The organism is Kitasatospora sp. NPDC041988 (assembly GCF_055588525.1).
This window is the reverse complement of the sequence record NZ_JBVJCO010000002.1, coordinates 107,571-127,827: the sequence shown is the minus strand read 5'-3', so window position 1 is coordinate 127,827 and position 20,257 is coordinate 107,571. Positions and strand designations below refer to the sequence as shown.

Annotated in this window: 19 protein-coding genes and 1 pseudogene; 12 read left to right on the top strand and 8 right to left on the bottom strand. The window is 73.0% G+C overall.

Translation table 11 applies throughout. The annotated features are described in order from the left end of the window. A pseudogene (locus ACZ6NC_RS03500) lies at window positions 1-388 on the top strand (GNAT family N-acetyltransferase); the annotation flags it as partial. 67 nt (window positions 389-455) lie between these two features. Here ACZ6NC_RS03500 and ACZ6NC_RS03495 read toward each other — a convergent pair. The 3 genes from ACZ6NC_RS03495 to ACZ6NC_RS03485 all read right to left on the bottom strand — a co-directional run bounded on the left by ACZ6NC_RS03495 (window position 456) and on the right by ACZ6NC_RS03485 (window position 3,603). Further along, complete coding sequence (locus ACZ6NC_RS03495; RefSeq protein ID WP_465728526.1) at window positions 456-1,838, bottom strand: pyridoxal phosphate-dependent decarboxylase family protein; 1,383 nt, start codon at window positions 1,836-1,838, stop codon at window positions 456-458. Between the two features lie 240 nt (window positions 1,839-2,078). Continuing rightward, on the bottom strand, window positions 2,079-2,543 hold the full coding sequence (locus tag ACZ6NC_RS03490; protein WP_465728524.1) for an Lrp/AsnC family transcriptional regulator: 465 nt from the start codon (window positions 2,541-2,543) through the stop codon (window positions 2,079-2,081). A gap of 136 nt (window positions 2,544-2,679) precedes the next feature. Further along, on the bottom strand, window positions 2,680-3,603 hold the full coding sequence (locus tag ACZ6NC_RS03485; RefSeq protein ID WP_465728522.1) for an NADP-dependent oxidoreductase: 924 nt from the start codon (window positions 3,601-3,603) through the stop codon (window positions 2,680-2,682). Between the two features lie 222 nt (window positions 3,604-3,825). On the opposite strand from ACZ6NC_RS03485, the gene nadA reads away from it, so the two are divergent. Further along, entirely contained in the window at window positions 3,826-5,010 is a 1,185-nt protein-coding gene (gene nadA, locus ACZ6NC_RS03480) for a quinolinate synthase NadA (RefSeq protein ID WP_465728520.1), read from the top strand. A gap of 92 nt (window positions 5,011-5,102) precedes the next feature. On the opposite strand, the gene pspAA is transcribed toward nadA, so the two are convergent. Both pspAA and ACZ6NC_RS03470 read right to left on the bottom strand, forming a co-directional pair. Further along, entirely contained in the window at window positions 5,103-5,396 is a 294-nt protein-coding gene (gene pspAA / locus ACZ6NC_RS03475) for a PspA-associated protein PspAA (RefSeq protein WP_465728518.1), read from the bottom strand. 37 nt (window positions 5,397-5,433) lie between these two features. Next, the gene (locus ACZ6NC_RS03470; RefSeq protein WP_465728516.1) at window positions 5,434-6,240 is read right to left on the bottom strand and encodes a PspA/IM30 family protein; all 807 of its coding nucleotides are present in this window, start codon (window positions 6,238-6,240) and stop codon (window positions 5,434-5,436) included. A 301-nt stretch (window positions 6,241-6,541) separates the two neighbouring features. Between ACZ6NC_RS03470 and ACZ6NC_RS03465 the strand changes: the two genes are divergently transcribed. Next, complete coding sequence (locus ACZ6NC_RS03465; protein WP_465728514.1) at window positions 6,542-7,141, top strand: DUF3043 domain-containing protein; 600 nt, start codon at window positions 6,542-6,544, stop codon at window positions 7,139-7,141. A 200-nt stretch (window positions 7,142-7,341) separates the two neighbouring features. Continuing rightward, window positions 7,342-8,040 carry a methyltransferase domain-containing protein gene (locus tag ACZ6NC_RS03460; RefSeq protein WP_465728944.1) on the top strand — a complete coding sequence of 233 codons (699 nt, stop codon included), beginning with the start codon at window positions 7,342-7,344 and terminating at the stop codon, window positions 8,038-8,040. A 13-nt stretch (window positions 8,041-8,053) separates the two neighbouring features. Here ACZ6NC_RS03460 and ACZ6NC_RS03455 read toward each other — a convergent pair whose 3' ends face one another. Next, the gene (locus tag ACZ6NC_RS03455) at window positions 8,054-8,257 is read right to left on the bottom strand and encodes a hypothetical protein (RefSeq protein WP_465728512.1); all 204 of its coding nucleotides are present in this window, start codon (window positions 8,255-8,257) and stop codon (window positions 8,054-8,056) included. 106 nt (window positions 8,258-8,363) lie between these two features. On the opposite strand from ACZ6NC_RS03455, the gene cobU reads away from it, so the two are divergent. From cobU to ACZ6NC_RS03420, 7 genes are all read left to right on the top strand, one after another. Beyond that, window positions 8,364-8,936: a bifunctional adenosylcobinamide kinase/adenosylcobinamide-phosphate guanylyltransferase gene (cobU, locus tag ACZ6NC_RS03450; protein WP_465728510.1), complete on the top strand. Its 573-nt coding sequence runs from the start codon at window positions 8,364-8,366 to the stop codon at window positions 8,934-8,936. A gap of 151 nt (window positions 8,937-9,087) precedes the next feature. Further along, entirely contained in the window at window positions 9,088-10,203 is a 1,116-nt protein-coding gene (gene cobT / locus ACZ6NC_RS03445) for a nicotinate-nucleotide--dimethylbenzimidazole phosphoribosyltransferase (protein ID WP_465728508.1), read from the top strand. Window positions 10,204-10,225: 22 nt separating this feature from the next. After that, window positions 10,226-11,017: an adenosylcobinamide-GDP ribazoletransferase gene (locus ACZ6NC_RS03440; RefSeq protein ID WP_465728506.1), complete on the top strand. Its 792-nt coding sequence runs from the start codon at window positions 10,226-10,228 to the stop codon at window positions 11,015-11,017. A 296-nt stretch (window positions 11,018-11,313) separates the two neighbouring features. Continuing rightward, window positions 11,314-12,819 carry a leucyl aminopeptidase gene (locus ACZ6NC_RS03435; RefSeq protein ID WP_465728504.1) on the top strand — a complete coding sequence of 502 codons (1,506 nt, stop codon included), beginning with the start codon at window positions 11,314-11,316 and terminating at the stop codon, window positions 12,817-12,819. A 493-nt stretch (window positions 12,820-13,312) separates the two neighbouring features. After that, a complete protein-coding gene (gene lpdA / locus ACZ6NC_RS03430) occupies window positions 13,313-14,701 on the top strand; it encodes a dihydrolipoyl dehydrogenase (protein ID WP_465728502.1) in 1,389 nt (462 codons plus the stop codon). A 57-nt stretch (window positions 14,702-14,758) separates the two neighbouring features. Continuing rightward, window positions 14,759-16,555, top strand: a complete 1,797-nt coding sequence (gene sucB / locus ACZ6NC_RS03425; RefSeq protein WP_465728500.1) for a 2-oxoglutarate dehydrogenase, E2 component, dihydrolipoamide succinyltransferase — start codon at window positions 14,759-14,761, stop codon at window positions 16,553-16,555. Between the two features lie 169 nt (window positions 16,556-16,724). After that, entirely contained in the window at window positions 16,725-17,240 is a 516-nt protein-coding gene (locus ACZ6NC_RS03420; protein ID WP_465728498.1) for a DUF4240 domain-containing protein, read from the top strand. An 84-nt stretch (window positions 17,241-17,324) separates the two neighbouring features. Here the strand turns inward: ACZ6NC_RS03420 and ACZ6NC_RS03415 are convergent, their stop codons facing one another. Further along, window positions 17,325-18,359 carry a DUF2510 domain-containing protein gene (locus ACZ6NC_RS03415; protein WP_465728496.1) on the bottom strand — a complete coding sequence of 345 codons (1,035 nt, stop codon included), beginning with the start codon at window positions 18,357-18,359 and terminating at the stop codon, window positions 17,325-17,327. Between the two features lie 181 nt (window positions 18,360-18,540). Continuing rightward, a complete protein-coding gene (locus tag ACZ6NC_RS03410) occupies window positions 18,541-19,038 on the bottom strand; it encodes a GNAT family N-acetyltransferase (protein ID WP_465728494.1) in 498 nt (165 codons plus the stop codon). A 73-nt stretch (window positions 19,039-19,111) separates the two neighbouring features. On the opposite strand from ACZ6NC_RS03410, the gene ACZ6NC_RS03405 reads away from it, so the two are divergent. Then, window positions 19,112-20,017 (top strand): TIGR01777 family oxidoreductase, encoded by a 906-nt coding sequence (locus ACZ6NC_RS03405; protein ID WP_465728492.1) that lies wholly within the window; start codon window positions 19,112-19,114, stop codon window positions 20,015-20,017. Window positions 20,018-20,257 lie beyond the last annotated feature (240 nt).

Genomic DNA, 20,257 nt, shown 5'->3' with positions numbered 1-20,257 from the left:
CAACCCACCCCACCCCCGTCTTCTGGACGCGTGGGACTGTGGCCGCTCCGGCCCCGCCCACGGGCCGGACCACGAGCTGTTGCTGGCCCACTGCGAGGAGCTGCTGGTGGCGGACGCGCTGGCCGGCAGCGGCTACTGCTACCGGGACGGCGGCGAGGTGAAGCTGCTGGCCGCCACCTCGAAGCGGATCGCCGTACGGCTGCTGCGCGAAGCGCTGGCCCGGGTGCCGGACGGGGTGGAGGCCGAGGTGGAGTATCTGACCGCCGAGCAGGAGTGGGCGCTGGACGTCGGCCTGGAGGTGGGCCTGGCCCCGCAGACCCGGGGCTATCTGGGCCTGCGCGGCATGCGGCCGCCGGCACCGTACCTGCCGAACGGCGCGCTGCTGTAGCCGTCCGCACCGGTGCGGACGGCGAGACCCCCGCCGGGCGGGCCCGGCGGGGGTCTCGAAGGCCTGGTCAGACCATGGTGTCCAGGATCTCCCGGACCATGTCCATGGTGGTGCCCGGGTGCAGGAAGGCGAAGCGGGCGACCGTCTCGCCGTCCCAGCCGGTCGGGGTGACGAAGCCGATCTGGTCCGCGAGCAGCTGCTGCGACCAGCGGTAGTAGTCCTCGTTGGTCCAGCCGGTGCGCTTGAAGCAGACCGCGGAGAGCTGCGGGTCGAACAGCAGCTCCAGGTGCTCGGTGTCGCGGATCAGCTGGGCGGTGTCCCGGGCCAGCTGGAGGCCGGTCTCGATGGCGTCGGTGTACGCCTGGGTGCCGTGCACGGCCAGCGAGAACCAGAGCGGCAGGCCGCGGGCGCGCCGGGTCAGGTGGTAGGCGTAGTCGGTGGGGTTCCACTCGTCGCCCTCGGTGTGCAGCACGTCCAGGTAGGAGGCGTCCTGGGTGTGCACGGCGCGGGCCAGCTGCGGGTTGCGGTAGATCAGCGCGGCGCAGTCGAACGGGGCGAACAGCCACTTGTGCGGGTCCACCACGAACGAGTCGGCGTGCTCGATGCCGTTGTAGCGCTCGCGCACCGAGGGGGCGAAGAGGCCCGCGCCGCCGTACGCGCCGTCCACGTGGAACCAGAGGCCGCGCTCGCGGGCGACCTCGGAGAGGCCCTGCAGGTCGTCGACGATGCCCTCGTTGGTGGTGCCGGCGGTGCCGACGACGGCGATCACCGTCTCCGGGTTCGGGTCGGCGGCCAGGGCGGCCCGCAGCGCCTCGCCGGTGAAACGGCGGTCGACGGTCGGGACCTTGAAGGCCTCGACGCCGATGATGTTGAAGGTGTTCTTGACCGAGGAGTGCACCTGGTCGGCGACGGCTATCCGCAGCCGGACCTCGGGACCGCTGGGCAGACCCTTCTCGGCGAGCTTGCGCCGGGCGGTGTCGCGGGCGACCACCAGGGCGGAGAGGTTGCCGGCCGAGCCGCCGGAGACGAAGGTGCCGCCGGCCGTCCCGGGCATGCCGGCGCGGTCCGCGATCAGGCGCAGCACCTGGTTCTCGGCGGCGATGGCGCCGGCGGCCTCCAGCCAGGAGATGCCCTGGAGGGAGGCGCAGGAGACGACCATGTCGAAGAGCAGCGCGGCCTTGGTGGGGGCGCACGGGATGAACGACAGGTAGCGCGGGCTGTCGGCGGAGATCACCGCGCGGGAGAGCTCGTGGTCGTAGAGCTTGAGCACGTCGGCCGGGTTGTTGCCGTCCGGGTTGAGCAGGCCGGCCAGCTGGGCGCGCAGGTGCTCGCCGTCACCGGGGTGGTCGAGCGGGACGGGGTCGTACTGCAGCCGCTCCCGCATGTAGTCGAATACCAGGTCGACCAGTTCGTTGTCGGGCCGGTGCATGCGGTCGGGGGCTGCGGACACGGGGGTCCCTCTCGGCTGTGGGGTGTCGGGGGAGGACCGGCGGCGCGGGGCGCATCACCGCGTTGCCGGACCTCATCAGCCTAGGCAGCGGGGGGCCGGCGCCGCGCGTCGGAACGCGGCCGGCCAGGCAGGATTCGGGCGTCTTCGGCCCGGTCCGCGCAGGAATCCTGCGCCTGCCCCGGTTCGGCCCGATGCGGGACCCCACCGGCCCGCCCGGAGCCCGGTTGGGCCTTTCGGAGATCAGCCGATGAGCTGGGAGAGGACCACGGAGGAGCGGCTGCGCTGGACGCCGGGCTCCTTGCGGATCCGCTCGATCACCGCCTGGAGGTGGTGCATGTCGGTGGCGCGCAGGTGGACCAGGGCGTCCGGGTCGCCGGTGACCGTCCAGGCGGCGACCACCTCGGGGAACTGCCGCAGGCTGGCGAGGATCTCCTCGGGGGCGGTCCGCTCGCGGCAGTAGACCTCGACGAAGGCCTCGGTCTGCCAGCCGAGGACGGACGGGTCGAGGACGACGGTGAAGCCGCGGACGACCCCGCGCGCCCGCAGCCGGTCGATCCGGCGGCGGACGGCGGTGGCGGAGAGGTTCACCTGGAGGCCGATCTCGGCGTAGGAGGCGCGGCCGTCTCCGGTCAGCCGGGCGAGCAGCAGACGGTCGGTCTCGTCCAGGTCGGCCCCGACCGTCTCGTGCGCTCGGCTGCTGCTCATCGGTGCGGGGCTCCACAGGTCGTACGGGATCGGCGGGGGGCAGCTGAGGGCGGCGGCCGCCGAAACGGTTCTGCACCATTCTGGCGGATGACAGGACCGAGTCCACCTCTGGCAGATGACGGCCGGTGGACGGTTGTCAGTCCACCAGCAGGACGATCTTGCCCCGGGTGCGGCCCTCGGCGCTCAGCGCCTGGGCGGAGGCGGCCTGGGCGAGCGGGAAGGTGGAGGCGACGGTGACGGTGAACCTGCCGGCGTCGGCCAGGGCGGCCAGCTCCGCCAGCCCGGCGGCGTCCGGGCGGACCCAGAGGTACCGGCCGCCGAGCGCCTTCACCCGGTAGTCGGCGACCGAGGCGATCCGGGCCGGGTCGGCGACCAGGGCGGCGGAGAGCTCGGCGGCGCCGCCGCCGACCAGGTCGAGGGCGGCGTCCACACCTCCGGGGGCCAGCGCGCGGACCCGCTCGGCCAGGCCCTCGCCGTACGCGACCGGCTCGGCGCCCAGCGCCCGCAGGTAGTCGTGGTTGCGCTCCCCCGCGGTCCCGATCACCCGGGCGCCGAAGGCCCTGCCGAGCTGCACCGCGAGGTGGCCGACCCCGCCGGCCGCGGCGTGCACCAGCAGGGTGTCGCCTTCACGGATCTTCAATGCCTTCAGCCCCTGGAGCGCGGTCAGCCCGGCCAGCGGCAGGCCGCCGCTCTGCGCCCAGTCCAACGCGGCCGGCCTGCGGGCCAGGGTGCGGACGGGCGCGGCGACCAGCTCGGCGTAGGTGCCGTGCTCGACCCAGTCCTTGCGGACGTACCCGAAGACCTCGTCCCCGGGGGCGAACTCGGTGACCCCGCCGCCGACCGCGCGGACCACCCCGGCCATGTCCCAGCCCATCACCAGCGGGAAGTGGGCGTCCAGCAGCCCGTCCAGGTGCCCCTCGCGGACCCGCCAGTCCACCGGGTTCACCCCCGCCGCCCTGACCTGCACCAGGACCGAGTCCGGCCCGACCTTCGGGTCCGGCAGCTCGGTGTACTCGACCACCTCGGGGCCGCCGTAGCGGCGGATCGCGATTGCCTTCATGGGCCAAGCCAACGCGATCCGGCCCGGATATCGATTCGGCCACGCCGGACCCCTGTCATATCGTGCTCCCGGCTCCGCCGGAGGGCTCCGAACCGGCAAGCGGTTCTCGTCACATCGACAGGATGACCATCGTCAGTCTGACGCTAACCGGTTATCATAGATAGCGTCAGATAGACGAGAAGGCTGCACCGACTGATCGGCCGCACAGAAGGGCACCCGCCCGTGACCACCACCATCACCGAGACCTACGGCGTCGACCCCACCCCGACGCCGCTCGCTCTGCTGCTGCTCGGCCGTGAGGCCGACCCGAACAGCGAGCGTGGCGTCGAGTGCCCCGGCGACCTCCCGGCCGCCTCCGACCCGGACCTCGTCGAGCGCGCGCGGGCGGCCAAGGCCGCACTCGGCGACCGCGTCTTCATCCTCGGCCACCACTACCAGCGCGACGAGGTGATCGAGTTCGCCGACGTCACCGGCGACTCCTTCAAGCTCGCCCGCGACGCCGCCGCCCGCCCCGAGGCCGAGTACATCGTCTTCTGCGGCGTGCACTTCATGGCCGAGTCGGCGGACATCCTCACCACCGACGCCCAGCAGGTCGTCCTCCCGGACCTCGCGGCCGGCTGTTCGATGGCCGACATGGCCACCGCCGAGCAGGTCGCCGAGTGCTGGGACGTGCTGACCGACGCCGGCATAGCCGACGTGACCGTCCCGGTCTCGTACATGAACTCCTCCGCCGACATCAAGGCCTTCACCGGCAAGCACGGCGGCACCATCTGCACCTCCTCCAACGCCAAGCGGGCGCTGGAGTGGGCCTTCGAGCAGGGACAGAAGGTGCTCTTCCTGCCGGACCAGCACCTGGGCCGCAACACCGCCGTGCGCGAGATGGGCTTCTCGCTGGACGACTGCGTGCTCTACAACCCGCACAAGCCGAACGGCGGCCTGACGGCCGAGGAGCTGCGGAACGCCAAGATGATCCTCTGGCGCGGCCACTGCTCGGTGCACGGCCGGTTCTCGCTGGACTCGGTGAACGACGTCCGCGCGCGCATCCCCGGCGTCACCGTGCTGGTGCACCCCGAGTGCCGGCACGAGGTCGTCGCGGCCGCCGACATGGTGGGCTCGACCGAGTACATCATCAAGGCTCTGGACGCCGCCGAGCCCGGCTCCAAGTGGGCCATCGGCACCGAGCTGAACCTCGTCCGCCGGCTGGCCAAGGCGCACCCGGACAAGGAGGTCGTCTTCCTGGACCGGGCGGTCTGCTTCTGCTCCACCATGAACCGGATCGACCTGCCGCACCTGGTCTGGGCGCTGGAGTCGCTGGTCGAGGGCCGGGTGCCGAACGTGATCAGCGTCGACCCGGAAACCGAGAAGTACGCCAAGGCGGCGCTGGACCGGATGCTCGCCCTGCCGTAGCCCGGCACCGTACGGACGCCGAAAGGGCGGGCCCCCTCCACCACGGAGGGGGCCCGCCCTTTTCGCGTCTGGCGTCCGGCGCGAGACGGCAGCTACTCGGGGATGCCGGGGATCAGGCCGTCACCCTCGGCCCGAAGCAGCTGCCGGACCTGGTCGATCGTCGCGTCGGCATCCGGGAGGATCAGGTCGGACGGCTCCAGCGAGTCGTCCGCCAGCGGGGTACCGAACTTCTTGACGGCGCTCAGCAGTTCACCGAGCGACCGCCGGAAGCTTTCCTCGTCCCCCGACTCCAGTGCGGCGAGGAGCTCCTCGTCCAGCTCGTTGAGCCGGTTCAGATGGGCGTCGCCCACCTCGAACTGGCCCTCCCCCATGACCCTCATGATCATGCCGTGCGTCTCCCTGGTTGGTGGGGTGAAGCTCAGATCACTTGTTGTAGTTGATACGCGGGGTGTCCTGCTGCGACGCGTCCTGCGGCTGCGCCTTGCCCTGCTCGATGGCCTGCGGGCCGGAGGACGGCGAGCCGCCCGTCAGCTCGGCCTTCATCCGGGCCAGCTCCAGCTCGACGTCCGAGCCGCCGGCCACGCGCTCCAGCTCCGCCTCGATGTCGTCCTTGCGGCCGAGCCCGCTGGCGTCGTCGAGCGCGCCGGAGGCCAGCAGCTCGTCGATCGCACCCGCGCGGGCCTGCATCTGGGCGGTCTTGTCCTCGGCCCGCTGGATCGCCAGACCGACGTCGCCCATCTCCTCCGAGATACCGGAGAACGACTCGGCGATCCGGGTCTGCGCCTGGGCCGCGGTGTAGGTGGCCTTGATGGTCTCCTTCTTGGTGCGGAAGGCGTCCACCTTGGCCTGCAGCCGCTGGGAGGCGAGCGTGAGCTTCTCCTCCTCGGCCTGGAGCTGCTGGTACTGCGTCTCCAGGTCGGTGATCTGGGACTGCATGTTCGCCTTGCGGGTCAGCGCCTCGCGCGCGAGGTCCTCCCGGCCGAGCGAGAGCGCCTTGCGGCCCTGGTCCTCGTACTTCGCGGACTGCTGCTGGAGCTGGGTCAGCTGGAGTTCCAGGCGCTTGCGCGAGGTGGCCACGTCCGCGACGCCGCGACGTACCTTCTGGAGCAGCTCCAGCTGCTTCTGGTACGAATAGTCCAGCGTCTCACGCGGATCCTCCGCCCGATCCAAGGCCTTGTTCGCCTTGGAGCGGAAGATCAGCCCCATACGCTTCATGATTCCGTCGCTCATGGGCCTCGGGTGCCCCCTTCTCCGGCCTGCGGTCTCTATCTCGTTACCAGACACGACGAGTGTATGTGCAGCGAGCCCTTCGCCGCAGTGCACCTGCCTGCAACAAGACTGCTACAGCGACCCCCGCGACTGCCTCATCCCCGGGGTGGATGCGGCCCTCATCCCACCCACCGTCCTCCGGAGTGATCCCCTACGGGAACACCCCCGGAAACCCGGCACCGGGCCGGGCCGCACGCGATCGATATGCGTTTGGGTCCAAGGACACCCGAAGAAGCGGTCCGGCACCCCGTACGCTGGTGGTGTGTTCCGACGCCGTTCAGATGATGCCGCTGCCTCCGCCGCTGTGCTGGAGAAGCAGGACGAGACGACCCAGGCCCGCGACCCGCAGGCGAAGAAGGGCCGCCGCACGCCCAAGCGCAGTGAGGCCGAGGCCAACCGGCGTACCCGGGTGACCGTGCCCAAGGACCGCAAGGAGGCCTCCCGCCAGGCGCGCGAGCGAATGCGGGCCGAGCGCGAGAAGCAGCGCACCGCGCTGCTGGAGGGCGACGAGCGCCACCTGCCGGCCCGTGACAAGGGCCCGGTGCGCAAGTTCGCCCGCGACTACGTGGACGCCCGCTGGTCGCTCGCCGAGTTCTTCCTGCCCGCCGCGGTGGTCATCCTGGTCCTCAGCATCGTGAAGGTGCCGGCCCTCCAGCTGCTCTCCACCGTGCTGTTCCTGGCCTTCTTCGTGCTGGTGATCCTGGACTTCGTCCGCCTCGGCTTCGGTCTGCGCAAGCAGCTCGCCGAGCGCTTCGCCGGCCAGAACACCCGCGGCGCGGTCGCCTACGGCCTGATGCGCATCCTGCAGATGCGCCGGCTGCGGCTGCCCAAGCCGCAGGTGCGGCGCGGGGAGAAGCCCTGACCGCCGAACCGGTGGACTCCGGCTGGGCCCCTCCCGCCTGGGAGGGGCCCGGCCTGTACGCGCTGCCGGGCCAGGGCGACGGCGGCCACGACCGGATCGCCCAGGAGCGCCGGCTGCCCTCGCGCAGCGGCTCCTTCGCCGGCGGCGCCGGCCCACGGCTGGACCGGCTCGGCAGCCTGCGCAACCTCGTCCGGCAGGAGATGGTCGCCCGGCAGCTCGCCGAGCAGCTGACCGGCCGCGACGCGCAGCGCGTCCTCGACATCGGCTGCGGCCAGGGCACCCAGGCGCTTCGCCTGGCCCGGGCCGGCCACTACGTCACCGGGATCGACTCCGACCCGGTCGCGCTCGGCGTCGCCCAGGGGGCGCTGGCCGAGGAACCGGCGGAGGTGCGCGGCCGGCTCCAGCTCCTCAGCGGCGACGGCCACCAGTGCGGGCGCTGGTTCGGGCCGCGCAGCTTCGACGTCGTGCTCTGCCACGGCGTCCTGATGTACCTGCCGGACCCGGACCCGATGATCGCGTCACTGGCCCGGCTGCTGGCGCCCGGCGGGCTGCTCTCCCTGCTGGTCCGCAACCGCGACGCGCTGGCCCTGCGCCCCGCCGCCTCCGGCGACTGGCGGGCCACCCTGCACGCCTTCGAGAGCGACCGGTACTACAACCGGCTCGGGCTGGCCGCCCGCGCCGACCGGCTCGCCGACCTCGCCGTCACCCTCTCCGAGGTGTCCGTGCCACTGCGGCACTGGTACGGCGTCCGGGTCTTCACCGACAACGCGCCCGACGACGCGGCGCCGCCGGTGGACGGGCGGCAGCTGGCCCAGCTGCTCGAAGCCGAGGAGCGGGCCGGCCGCACCGACCCGTACCGGCAGGTCGCCGCGCTGCTGCACGTGTTCGGGGCCAAGTAGGCCGCCGGGGGCCTCAGGCCTCGTGCAGGCTCATCGAGTAGATCTCCCGGCCGTCGTCGAGCAGGACCGCGGTGTCCACCCCGTCCTCGGCCAGCTGCTTCCAGGTCTCCCCGATCCAGGTCTCGGCGTCCCCCTGGCCGGCGAACTCCTCCTCCTGGCCACCACCCGGGGCCACCACGGTGCCGTCCGCCTTCTCGTACCGCCACGTCCACACCATGCCCGGCTCCTCCTGTGTGCTGCCTGCCCTGTACGGCCCTGTGTGCTGCGCACCTTAGCCTGCCCGGTGGGATCTTCCGTATGCCTCGTCCGGCAGGATGAGCGGTATGGCAACCGATCCCGCACTCCCCCGCACGCTGGTCCTCGGCGGTGCGCGCTCCGGCAAGTCCACCAAGGCCGAGCAGCTCCTCGGCCGGTACGAGGACGTGCTGTACGTGGCCACCAGCGGCACCCGGGACGACGACACCGACTGGGCGCAGCGGGTCGCCCTGCACCGCGAGCGGCGGCCGGCGAGCTGGCGCACCGCCGAGACCTGCGAGCTGGAGGCCGTACTGGCCGACGACGCGGACCGGGCGCCGGTGCTGATCGACTGTCTGGCGCTCTGGCTGACCGCCGTGATGGACGAGTGCGGTGCCTGGGACGACGCCGTGTGGGCGGAAGGCGGCGAAGCGGCGGTGCAGGCCCGGTGCGAGGCGCTCGCCGAGGCCTGGGCGGTGACCGGACGGCAGGTGGTCGCGGTCAGCAACGAGGTCGGCATGGGCGTCGTCCCGGCGACCGCCGCCGGCCGGCGCTTCCGGGACACGCTCGGAAGGCTGAACATGGCCGTGGCGGACGCCTCGGAACGCGTACTGCTGGTCGTGGCAGGGCAAGCCCTGACCATCAAATCGGTTGGCGTGTAGCCTTCCGACCGGTGACTCCTCCGCCTCGGTGATGAGGTGGCTTCTCACACGACCGCTTGCGCAGTCCCATGACGGCCAAGCCCTGACCGCTGCCTGGGGCAGACCTCGAATGTACTGCGCGTATCCCGCGCTGTGAGCGAGAAACGGATAAATGGACACGACCGTGGATCTCGACACGTTCTCCTCGCTCGTCGAGCGCCCCGACGAGAGTGCCCGGCGGGCCGCCGAGGAGCGCTGGCAGACGCTGGACCGGCCGCGCGGCGGGCTCGGCCGGCTGGAGGAGCTCGGCAGCTGGCTGTCGTCCGTACAGGGGCGCTCCCCGGTGCGGCCGCTGTCGGCGCCCAAGGTGCTGCTGTTCGCCGCCGACCACGGGGTGGCGGCCCTCGGGGTGTCCCGGCTGCCCGCGCAGGGCGGCACGGCCGCCCGGGTCCGGGCGGTCCTGGACGGCACCGCGCCGGTGGCACTGCTCGCCCGTCGGTTCGGCGCCGAAGTACGGGTGGTGGACGTCGCGGTGGACGCGGAACCGTCCGACTTCCCCGACGCGGTGGTCGCGCACCGCGTGCGTCGCGGCTCCGGCCGGATCGACCGCGAGGACGCGCTGACGCCGGAGGAGACCGTCAAGGCCTTCCGGGCCGGGATGGCCGTCGCCGACGAGGAGGCCGACGCCGGGACGGATCTGGTGGTGCTGGGCGACCTCGGCGTCGGCTCGACCACGGTGGCGGCGGTGCTGGTCGGCGCGCTCTGCGGGACGGACGCGGCCGCGGTGACCGGGCGCGGCTCGGGCATCGACGACAAGGTGTGGATGGTCAAGTGCGCGGCCATCCGGGACTCGCTGCGGCGGGCCCGGCCGGTGCTCGGCGACCAGCTGGCGCTGCTCGGCGCCACGGGCGGCGCCGACTTCGCCGCGATCACCGGCTTCCTGCTCCAGGCCGCGGTGCGGAAGCTGCCGGTCGTCCTGGACGGGGTGGTCTCGGCGGCCTGCGCGCTGGTCGCGCAGCGGATCGCGTTCCGGGCGCCCGAGTGGTGGCGGGCCGGACAGTCCAGCGGTGAGCCGGCCCAGGCGAAGGCGTACGACCGGCTGACCCTGACGCCGCTCCAGGAGCAGGGGATCATCATGGGCGAGGGCATCGGTGCGCTGATGGCACTGCCGCTGCTCCAGGCCGCGGCGGACACCCTGGCCGAGCAGGCGCCCGCGCCCTTCGTGCCGTCGGCGCCGAAGGAGCAGCCGAAGCTGCCGTCGGCGGCGGAGCTGCTGGGGCGGGTGTAGCGGGCGACCGAGGAACGGGTTCGTGCAGAGCAGAGACGACCAGGCCGGCTGGGGGGACGGGCTGCGGTTCGGGTTCGGGACGCTGTCGGTGCTGCGGGTGCGGGTCGAGCGGTGGGACCGGGCGGCGGCGGGGCGGGCGATGGCGGCCGCACCGGTGGTCGGGCTGGTGCTCGGGGCGATCGCGGCGGGTGCGGGGGCGCTGGTCGCGTGGCGTGCGGGCGGGCTGCTCGGCGCGGTGGCGGCGGTCGGGGTCCTGGCCGCGCTGACCCGGGGGCTGCACCTGGACGGGCTGGCCGACGTCGCCGACGGCCTGGGCAGCGGCAAGCCTGCCGAGGATGCGCTGCGCATCATGAAGAAGTCGGACATCGGGCCGTTCGGCGTACTGACTCTGGTCCTGGTGCTGCTGGCCCAGGTCGCCGCGCTGGCCGGGCAGTTCGACGCCTCGGTGCCGCGCGGCGCGCTCGCGGCCCTCGCCTCGGCCACGGCCGCGCGGTGTGCGCTTGCCTGGGGGTGTCTGCGATCGGTGCCGGCAGCCCGGCCGGGCGGGCTCGGCGCGATGGTCGCGGGGACGGTTTCGCCGGCCGCGGCGGTCATGGCCACGGCCGGGTCGATGCTGCTGACCGCCGCCCTCGGAATTGCCGACGGATGGTCAGTTCTCCGACTGCCACTGGCCGTTGCGGTCGGTCTCGGGTGTGCCTGGTTGCTGCTGCGGCGCTGCGTACGACGGTTGGACGGGATCACCGGGGACGTCCTCGGCGCGATGGCGGAGACCGCCGCGACCGGCACACTGCTGGCGCTCGCATTGCTGGGCTGAGGCGTACCGGCGGGCCCTGCACCGAACGACCGGGCACCGGGCGGCGCGTGATCCCAGCATGCGGACTACCATGCGGGGAGCACCGCAGCCCTGCACTGTCGCAGGTCCTGCCCGGCCGACGCGCGTCGAGGAGCCGGGGCTTCTGGTGTGTGCGGCCGCCGCGACCGGCGGGCGCGCGCGCCAGGGGCCCCGGACCCGGCCCGCGCCACCGGGAGGCCCGCGGCGGCGGCTGGCTGCGCCGGTGCGGCAGCCGCGCCGCGACCGGTCGTGGACCGCGAAAGAACAGGACGCATTACGTGACTGCATTGTCTGTGAGCACCTCCTCCGCCGCCTCGCTGCGCGCGGACGCCCTGGTGATCGGTGTCGCGAAGGGCCCGAAGGGCATTGTGCTGGCCCCCGGCGCCGAGGCCGTGAGCGAGGCGTTCGAGGGCAAGCTGGCCGAGGTCCTCACCACCCTGGGCGCGACCGGCGCCGAGGGCGAGACCGTCAAGGTGCCCTCCCCCGCCGGCCTGAAGGCCGCGCTCGTGCTCGCGGTCGGCCTCGGCGAGGCCGCCGACGGCGGTTACGGGCTGGAGGCGCTGCGCCGCGCCGCCGGTGTCGCCGCCCGCGCCCTGGCCGGCAGCAAGAAGGCCGCGCTGGCGCTGCCGGCCGAGTCGGCCGACGAGGTCGAGGCGGTCGCGCTGGGCGGCCTGCTCGGCTCCTACGCCTTCGGCACCTACAAGGGCAACGGCAACGGCAAGGAGCCGGTCGGCGAGCTGGTCCTGCTGGCCGCCCGCAAGGGCAGCAAGGACGCGAAGGGTGCCGTCGAGCGCGCCCTGGTCGTCGGCGAGGAGATGAACCGGGCCCGCGACCTGGTCAACACCGCCCCGAACGACCTGAACCCGAAGAGCTTCGCCGCGATCGCCCAGGCGGCCGGCAAGGAGCACGGCCTCAAGGTCGAGGTGCTGGACGAGAAGGCGCTGCTCAAGGGCGGCTTCGGCGGCCTGCTGGGCGTCGGCAACGGCTCGGCCAACCCGCCGCGGCTGGTGAAGGTGGCCTACACCCACCCGAAGGCCAAGGCCAGCCTGGCGTTCATCGGCAAGGGCATCACCTATGACTCGGGCGGCATCTCGCTGAAGCCGGCCGGCCACAACGAGACCATGAAGTGCGACATGGCCGGCGCCGCCGCCGTCTTCGCCGCCGTGGTCGCCGCCAAGCGGCTCGGCCTGGCCGTCAACGTCACCGGCTGGCTGGCGCTGGCGGAGAACATGCCGTCCGGCTCGGCCACCCGCCCGGGCGACGTGCTGAAGATGTACGGCGGCAAGACCGTCGAGGTGCTGAACACCGACGCCGAGGGCCGTCTGGTGCTGGCCGACGCCATCGTGCGGGCCGGTGAGGAGAACCCCGACGTGATCGTCGACGTCGCGACGCTGACCGGCGCGATGGTGCTGGCGCTGGGCAACCGCACCTTCGGCGTGATGGCCAACAACGACGAGCTGCGCGAGACGCTGCACACCGTCGCGGGCGAGGCCGGCGAGCAGTCCTGGCCGATGCCGCTGCCGGCCGAGCTGCGCAAGGGCATGACCGAGTCGACCATCGCCGACCTGGCCAACATGGGCGACCGGATGGGCGGCGGCCTGGTGGCCGGCCTGTTCCTGAAGGAGTTCGTGGCCGAGGGCATCGACTGGGCCCACCTGGACATCGCCGGCCCGGCCTTCCACGAGGGCGCGCCGTTCGGCTACACCCCCAAGGGCGGCACCGCGAGCGCGGTGCGCACCCTGGTCCGCTTCGCCGAGAAGACCGCGGCGGGCAGCAAGGCCTGATCCGGAGGTTTCGGAGCGGACGAGGTCCGGCGCAGGTGCGCCGGACCTCGTCCGTCTTTCCGGGCACGTCCACCGGCTCCTCCGGCTGCCCGCAGCGACGGACCCCGTCCGTCTTTGCGGGCACGTCCACCGGCTCCTCCGGCTGCCCGCAGCGCTGTTACCTGCGAGTAAGGAAGGAAGTCCCGCCCCGCACCCTTGTTCGCTGCGGGCGAAACTTTGTTCCACTGTGCGGAACCGGCCCGCCGACGGACCGCCCGAAGCACCGTTCACACCGCTGTCAACCCCGCCCTGAGCTGCGATGATGCCCTTCCGTCGGGGGTATTCCCGCCCCGGCGACCACCCTGTGGGACACCCCCGAGGTGGACCCGGACATCAGCCGCCGTGAACAAGTGCGAAGATGTATTTCCGGCACGACTGGGCGCCCCACAAAGGCTTCCGACCCACCGGACCGCGACCGGCCCGGCGACCCACCCCATTGCATGGAGGACGTGACGTGGCGAACGACGCCAGCACCGTTTTCGACGTAGTCATTCTCGGAGGCGGAAGCGGCGGTTACGCCGCGGCGCTCCGCGCCGCTCAGCTGGGCCTGAGCGTCGCCCTGGTCGAGAAGGGTGAGCTGGGCGGCACCTGCCTGCACCGCGGCTGCATCCCGACCAAGGCGCTGCTGCACGCCGCCGAGATCGCGGACGAGACGAAGGAGGCCGCCGAGTTCGGCGTGCTGGCCACCTTCCAGGGCATCGACATCAACGGCGTCCACAAGTACAAGGACGACGTCATCGCCGGCCTGTACAAGGGCCTGCAGGGCCTGGTGGCCTCCCGCAAGGTGACCTTCATCCAGGGCGAGGGCAAGCTCTCCTCGCAGACCTCGGTGGACGTCAACGGCCAGCGCATCGAGGGCCGCCACATCGTCCTGGCCACCGGCTCCGTGCCGAAGTCGCTGCCGGGTCTGACCATCGACGGCGACCGCGTGATCTCCTCCGACCACGCGCTCAAGCTCGACCGCATCCCGAAGTCGGCCGTCATCCTCGGCGGCGGCGTGATCGGCGTCGAGTTCGCCTCGGTCTGGAAGTCCTTCGGCGTCGACGTCACCATCGTCGAGGCGCTGCCGCACCTCGTCCCGCTGGAGGACGAGAACTCCTCCAAGCTGCTGGAGCGCGCGTTCCGCAAGCGCGGCATCAAGTTCGAGCTGAAGGCCCGCTTCTCCGGCGTCGAGTACACCGAGACCGGTGTGCGCGTCTCCACCGAGAACGGCAAGCAGATCGACGCCGACCTGCTGCTCGTCGCCATCGGCCGCGGCCCGGTCTCGGCCGGCCTCGGCTACGAGGAGAACGGCGTCGCGATGGACCGCGGCTACGTCCTCGTCGACGAGTACATGCGCACCAACGTGCCCACCATCTCCGCCGTCGGTGACCTCGCCCCGACCCTGCAGCTGGCCCACGTCGGCTTCGCCGAGGGCATCCTGGTGGCCGAGCGCCTGGCCGGCCTGAAGGCCGTGCCGATCGACTACGACGGCGTCCCGCGCGTGACCTACTCCAACCCCGAGGTCGCCTCCGTCGGCATCTCCGAGGCGAAGGCCGTCGAGCTGTACGGCAAGGAGAAGGTCGTCACCCTCAAGTACAACCTGGCCGGCAACGGCAAGAGCAAGATCCTGAAGACCGCCGGCGAGATCAAGCTCGTCCAGGTCAAGGACGGCGCCGTGGTCGGCGTCCACATGGTCGGCGCCCGCATGGGCGAGCAGGTCGGCGAAGCTCAGCTGATCTACAACTGGGAGGCGCTGCCGGCCGAGGTCGCGCAGCTCATCCACGCGCACCCGACCCAGTCCGAGGCCCTGGGCGAGGCGCACCTGGCGCTGGCCGGCAAGCCGCTGCACGCGCACGACTGATCGCGCCCCACCTTCCCCCATTCCAGTACGCAAGACTTGATAGGAGTCGCTGAAACCATGGCGGTCTCAGTAACACTGCCCGCGCTGGGCGAGAGCGTTTCCGAGGGCACCGTCACCCGTTGGCTGAAGGCCGAGGGTGAGCGTGTGGAGGTCGACGAGCCGCTGCTCGAGGTCTCCACCGACAAGGTCGACACCGAGATCCCGGCCCCGGCCTCGGGCATCCTGGCCTCGATCAAGGTCGGCGAGGACGAGACCGTCGAGGTCGGCGCCGAGCTGGCGGTCATCGACGACGGCTCCGGCGCCCCGGTTGCCGCTCCGGCCCCGGCCGCCGAGGCCGCCCCGGCTCCGGCCGCCGCCCCGGCCCCGGTCGTGGAGGCGCCCGTCGCTCCCGCCCCGGTCGCCGAGGCCCCGGCCGCGCCCGCCGCTCCGGCTGCTCCGGCCGGCGACGCCACCCCGGTGCTGCTGCCCGCGCTGGGCGAGTCCGTCACCGAGGGCACCGTCACCCGCTGGCTGAAGGCCGAGGGTGACACCGTCGAGGTCGACGAGCCGCTGCTCGAGGTCTCCACCGACAAGGTCGACACCGAGATCCCGTCGCCGGTCGCCGGCACCGTGGTGAAGATCCTGGTCGGCGAGGACGAGACCGCTGAGGTAGGCGCCCAGCTCGCACTGATCGGCGCCGCCGGTGCCGCCGTCGCCGCCCCGGCTCCGGTGGCCGCTCCGGCCCCGGTTGCCGCTCCGGCTCCGGCCGCTGCCCCGGCTCCGGTTGCCCCGGCCGCCCCCGCGCTGGCTCCGGCCCCCGTTGCCCCGGCCGCCCCGGTGGCCGCTCCGGCTCCGGTCGCCCCGGCTGCCCCGGTGGCCGCCCCGGCTCCGGTGGCCGCTCCGGCCCCCGTCGCCGCTCCGGCTCCGGTCGCGCCGGCCGCCGCGGTGGCCGACAGCGGTGACGCCTACGTCACCCCGCTGGTGCGCAAGCTCGCCGCCGAGCAGGGCGTCGCCCTGACCTCCGTCACCGGCACCGGTGTCGGCGGCCGGATCCGCAAGCAGGACGTCATCGCCGCCGCCGAGGCCGCCAAGGCCGCGCCGGCCCCCGTCGCCGCCCCGGCCGCCGCGCCGAAGGCCGCCGCCGCGCCGTCCCCGCTGCGCGGCGAGACGGTCAAGATGACCCGCATGCGCAAGGTCATCGGCGACAACATGCTGAAGGCCCTGCACGAGCAGGCCCAGCTGACCAGCGTGGTCGAGGTGGACGTCACCAAGATCATGTCGCTGCGCGGCAAGGCCAAGGACGCCTTCCTCGCCCGCGAGGGCGTGAAGCTGTCCCCGATGCCGTTCTTCGTCAAGGCCGCCGCCCAGGCGCTGAAGACCAACCCGGTCGTCAACGCCCGGATCAACGAGGCCGAGGGCACCATCACCTACTTCGACACCGAGAACATCGGTATCGCGGTGGACTCCGAGAAGGGTCTGATGACCCCGGTCATCAAGGGTGCGGGCGACCTCAACATCGCCGGCATCTCCAAGAAGACCGCGGAGCTGGCCACCAAGGTGCGCGGCAACAAGATCACCCCGGACGAGCTGTCCGGCGCCACCTTCACCATCAGCAACACCGGCTCGCGCGGTGCGCTGTTCGACACCGTCATCGTGCCGCCGAACCAGGTCGCCATCCTGGGCATCGGCGCGACCGTCAAGCGCCCGGTCGTCATCGAGGCCGAGGGTGGCACCGCCATCGGCATCCGCGACATGACCTACCTGTCGCTCTCCTACGACCACCGCCTGGTGGACGGCGCCGACGCCGCCCGCTACCTGGTGGCCGTGAAGGAGATCCTGGAGGCCGGCGAGTTCGAGGTCGAGCTCGGCCTGTAAGGCTCCTCCGCCGCACTCCGGCGGTACTCCGGAACCCCGCGTCGTCCCCGGACGGCGCGGGGTTCCCGCGTTCCCGGACGGGACGAACGGGGCCGGACACCGGAAGAACGGGCGTTTCGCGGGCCCATCACATGCGCGGGCGCGGGCGAACGGGGATGCTGGAGCCGTGATGGACGAGACCGACTTCTGGCAGATCATCGACGACACCCGGGAAGCCGCCGAGGGCGACCCGGACGAGCAGGCGGAACGGCTGGTGGAGCGGCTCGTCCAACTGACCCCGGACGACGTCATCGACTTCGCCCGGCTCTTCGAGGCGCGGTTCCAACGCGCCTACCGCACCGACCTCTGGGCCGCGGCGTACCTGCTGCTGGACGGCGCCTCCGAGGACAGCTTCGACTACTTCCGCTGCTGGCTGATCGGCCAGGGCCGGGAGGTGTTCGAAGGCGGGCTGCACGAGCCGGACGACTTGGCCGACCTGCTCCCGGACTTCGACGAGGAGGAGGACGGCGAGGCCGAGGACCTCGGCTACGCCGCCGACGAGGCATACGAGCAGCTGACCGGGCTGCCGCTGCCCGAGGTGGGCGAGCGGCAGCCCGCGCGGCCGTCCGGCGCCTCCCTGGACTTCGACGATCCGGAGGCGATGGCGAAACGGTTCCCCAAACTCTGGGAGCGCTACGGGGACTGAGCCGCGAGCAGTGGCCCACGGGCCAGGCCCCGGGCCGCGCAGCCACGGGCGCTGCGCGGCCCGGGCGACGGCGGCGCCGCCGTCTCAGGCGCCGGAGCCGGAGGCGGTGCCGTCCTGCTTGATGCCCTTGAGGATCTGGTCGAGGACGCCGGGGTCGGGCGCGCCCGCCGCGTCGTCCACGCCGCCCTCGAAGGCCACGTAGCCGCCGCCCTTGGCCGGGACGGCCACCATCAGGACGTAGCCCTTGGTGCCGTCCGAGGTGGTGATGTGCCAGCGCACCGCGTACCCGGAGACGCCCGCCACCGTGGTGTTGGAGGAGCCCGCGTCGGTATGCGAGGTGATCCCGGTGAAGATCGCCCCCGCGTAGGCGGGCATCGCCGCCTCGGCGGCGGCGCGGGCCGAGGTGCCCGAGATGGTGTCCTTCTCGACCGAGAACTGGCCGCGGATGCAGGAGCCGCCGGTCGGGCAGGTGTAGCGGCCGCTGCCCAGGAAGACCGTCGAGTGCGTGGTGTCGGTCTGCGCGTCCCAGCCCTGGAATATCGGCACGGTGATGGAGTGCTGGGTGTCGGCGGCGGTGTCCTTGACCACCGGCACCGGCGGCAGGCTCGGCGTGGGCGTGGGCGTGGGCGTCGGGGTGGGCGTGCGCTTGGTCGGGCTCGCGGTCGGGCTGTCCGTGACGGTGACCGTCGGCGCCGGCGTCGGGTCCGCCCGCGGCGTGTCGCCACCGCTGTTGAGCGCGATCGCGACCACCACGGCGACCACGGCCAGCACCCCGAGAACGATGCCGACCACCACGCCGGGTTTGGTCCGGCCTGGCTGCGGGGGCGGCGGGTAGCCGCCCTGCGGGTAGCCGTAGGCGGGCTGGTTCTGCGCCGGGTAGCCGTACCCGGGCGTGCCCTGCTGCGGGGCGCCGTAGCCGTACGCGGGCGGCTGGGCGGGGGCCGCCTGCTGGGGGGTCTGCCAGGAGACCTGTGTCGGGGCGTCGGCGAGCCCGCCGCCGCCCGCCTGGACGGGGCGGACGTCGCTGGTCCAGGCGGTGCCGTCCCACCAGCGCTCATGACCGGCTGTGCCGTCCGCACCCGGTACCGGGTACCACCCGGGAGGCGTCGAGTTGCTCACGGCCGTACGGTACCCGGCGCGGCGCTACTCCAGACAGGTTGGGTGTGTCACGACTCTGCTACCGGAAGAACACGGAATCCGACGGGTCGTCAGGGGGTCTGGCGCGGGTGGTGCGGAGGGTGCGGCAGCCCCCGGGAGGGCGGCTCGGGGCGGGCGGGCGGCTCGGCTCAGGCCGGGCGGTTCAGGCTGCGAGCGGGCGGGCCATCCAGATGTCGTCCACGTACCGGCCGTCGATCAGGAACTCCTCGGCGAGCGAGCCCTCGACGACGAAGCCGCAGGCTTCGTAGAGGCGGCGGGCCGGGGCGTTGTGCCCGAGCACGCGCAGGGTGATCCGGCGGGCGCCCTGCTCCCGGGCGGCCGTGCAGGCGGCCTCGACCAGCGTCCGGCCGAGGCCCCGGCCGCGGGCCGAGGCGTCGACCGCCAGGCCCTGGATCTGGCGCACGTGCTGATTGCTGGCCAGCGGGGTGGGCGGGACCACCCGGACGTAGCCGACGATCCGGCCGCCGAGCAGCGCCAGCAGGAACTGGTCCGGGGTGTGGCGCTCGTCGAACACCCCGTCCCCCTCGGGCGGCTGCGGGGCGACGTCGCTCAGCCAGGACCAGGCCGCGCGGTTGAGCTCCGAGAGCTCCTTCTCGTCCTCGGACCGGGCGGGGCGGATGATCAGATCTTCGTCGTGCATGCGCGTCATGCTAATCAGCGGCTCCCGGGCTGTACACGGAGTTCCGGCCCCCGGAAACTGCGAGGATGGGCCCATGCGAATCGCGGTCACAGGCTCCACGGGATTGATCGGCTCGGCACTCGTCCGCTCCCTGCTGGCGGACGGCCACGAGGTGGTCCGGCTGGTCCGGCACCGCTCCCGGACCGGCCCGCAGCCGGACGGGACGACGGCGATCGGCTGGAACCCACTGCTCGGGCAGGTCGACCAGGACGGGCTGGCCGGGGTCGAGGCGGTGGTCCACCTGGCGGGCTCCGGCGTCGGCAACCGCCGGTGGACGGACGCCTACAAGCGGGAGATCCGGGAGAGCCGGGTACTCGGCACCGAGACGCTGGCCGTCGCGCTGGCCGAGCTGAAGGAGCCGCCGCGGGTCTTCGTCAGCGCCTCCGCGGTCGGCCGGTACGGGCAGACCGGGGATGCGGTGATCGACGAGGACTCCCCCGCCGGGTACGACTTCCTGGCCGAGGTCTGCGTCGAGTGGGAGGCCGCCGCCCGGCCGGCCGAGCGCGCCGGCATCCGGGTGGTCCACCCGCGCACCGGGATGGTGCTCTCCGCCAAGGGCGGGGCCGGCGGGCGGCTCTTCCCGCTCTTCAAGCTGGGCCTCGGCGGGCGGCTCGGCGACGGCCGGCAGTACTGGAGCTTCATCTCGCTGGCGGACGAGGTCGCGGCGCTGCGGTTCCTGATCGACCGGGACGACCTGAGCGGCGCGTTCAACCTCAGCGCGCCGGAGCCGGTGACCAACGCCGAGCTGACGGCGGCGCTCGGGCGGGCGCTGAAGCGGCCGACGCCGTTCCCGGTGCCGACGGCGGTGCTGAAGGCGGTACTGGGCGAGCTGGCGGTCGAGGTGGTGGGCAGTCACCGGGTGGTGCCGAAGCGGCTGCTGGAGGCGGGCTTCCGCTTCGAGCACCCGGACGTGGACTCGGCGGTGCGGGCGGCGCTGTAGCGGGCCCTGCGGCGGGGCGGGCGGCGCTGTAGCGGGCCCTGCGGCGGGGCGCGTCGCGTGTTGCCGGCGGGCCGCTTCCGGGGCGGGCCGCCGTCCGCGCGGGTGCCCGCGGGCCCGCGTACGCCCGCTCCGGCGGCGGCGCCAGCCAGGGGCATATGCCGGGCAGGGGGCGGTCGGGGCTCCGGCAGGGGGCGCACGGGAGCACGAAGTGGGCGCGCCGCACGCCCCCGGTGACCGTGC

Bases quoted from the DNA above. Each gene is read 5' to 3' on its own strand.
- ACZ6NC_RS03460 (WP_465728944.1), top strand. From the start codon at position 7,342: ATGGTCGCCCGGCAGCTCGCCGAGCAGCTGACCGGCCGCGACGCGCAG.
- ACZ6NC_RS03490 (WP_465728524.1), bottom strand. From the start codon at position 2,543: ATGAGCAGCAGCCGAGCGCACGAGACGGTCGGGGCCGACCTGGACGAG.
- cobT (WP_465728508.1), top strand. From the start codon at position 9,088: ATGGACACGACCGTGGATCTCGACACGTTCTCCTCGCTCGTCGAGCGC.
- ACZ6NC_RS03405 (WP_465728492.1), top strand. From the start codon at position 19,112: ATGCGAATCGCGGTCACAGGCTCCACGGGATTGATCGGCTCGGCACTC.
- ACZ6NC_RS03470 (WP_465728516.1), bottom strand. From the start codon at position 6,240: ATGAGCGACGGAATCATGAAGCGTATGGGGCTGATCTTCCGCTCCAAG.
- cobU (WP_465728510.1), top strand. From the start codon at position 8,364: ATGGCAACCGATCCCGCACTCCCCCGCACGCTGGTCCTCGGCGGTGCG.
- ACZ6NC_RS03420 (WP_465728498.1), top strand. From the start codon at position 16,725: ATGGACGAGACCGACTTCTGGCAGATCATCGACGACACCCGGGAAGCC.
- sucB (WP_465728500.1), top strand. From the start codon at position 14,759: ATGGCGGTCTCAGTAACACTGCCCGCGCTGGGCGAGAGCGTTTCCGAG.
- ACZ6NC_RS03410 (WP_465728494.1), bottom strand. From the start codon at position 19,038: ATGCACGACGAAGATCTGATCATCCGCCCCGCCCGGTCCGAGGACGAG.
- ACZ6NC_RS03455 (WP_465728512.1), bottom strand. From the start codon at position 8,257: ATGGTGTGGACGTGGCGGTACGAGAAGGCGGACGGCACCGTGGTGGCC.
- pspAA (WP_465728518.1), bottom strand. From the start codon at position 5,396: ATGATCATGAGGGTCATGGGGGAGGGCCAGTTCGAGGTGGGCGACGCC.
- ACZ6NC_RS03485 (WP_465728522.1), bottom strand. From the start codon at position 3,603: ATGAAGGCAATCGCGATCCGCCGCTACGGCGGCCCCGAGGTGGTCGAG.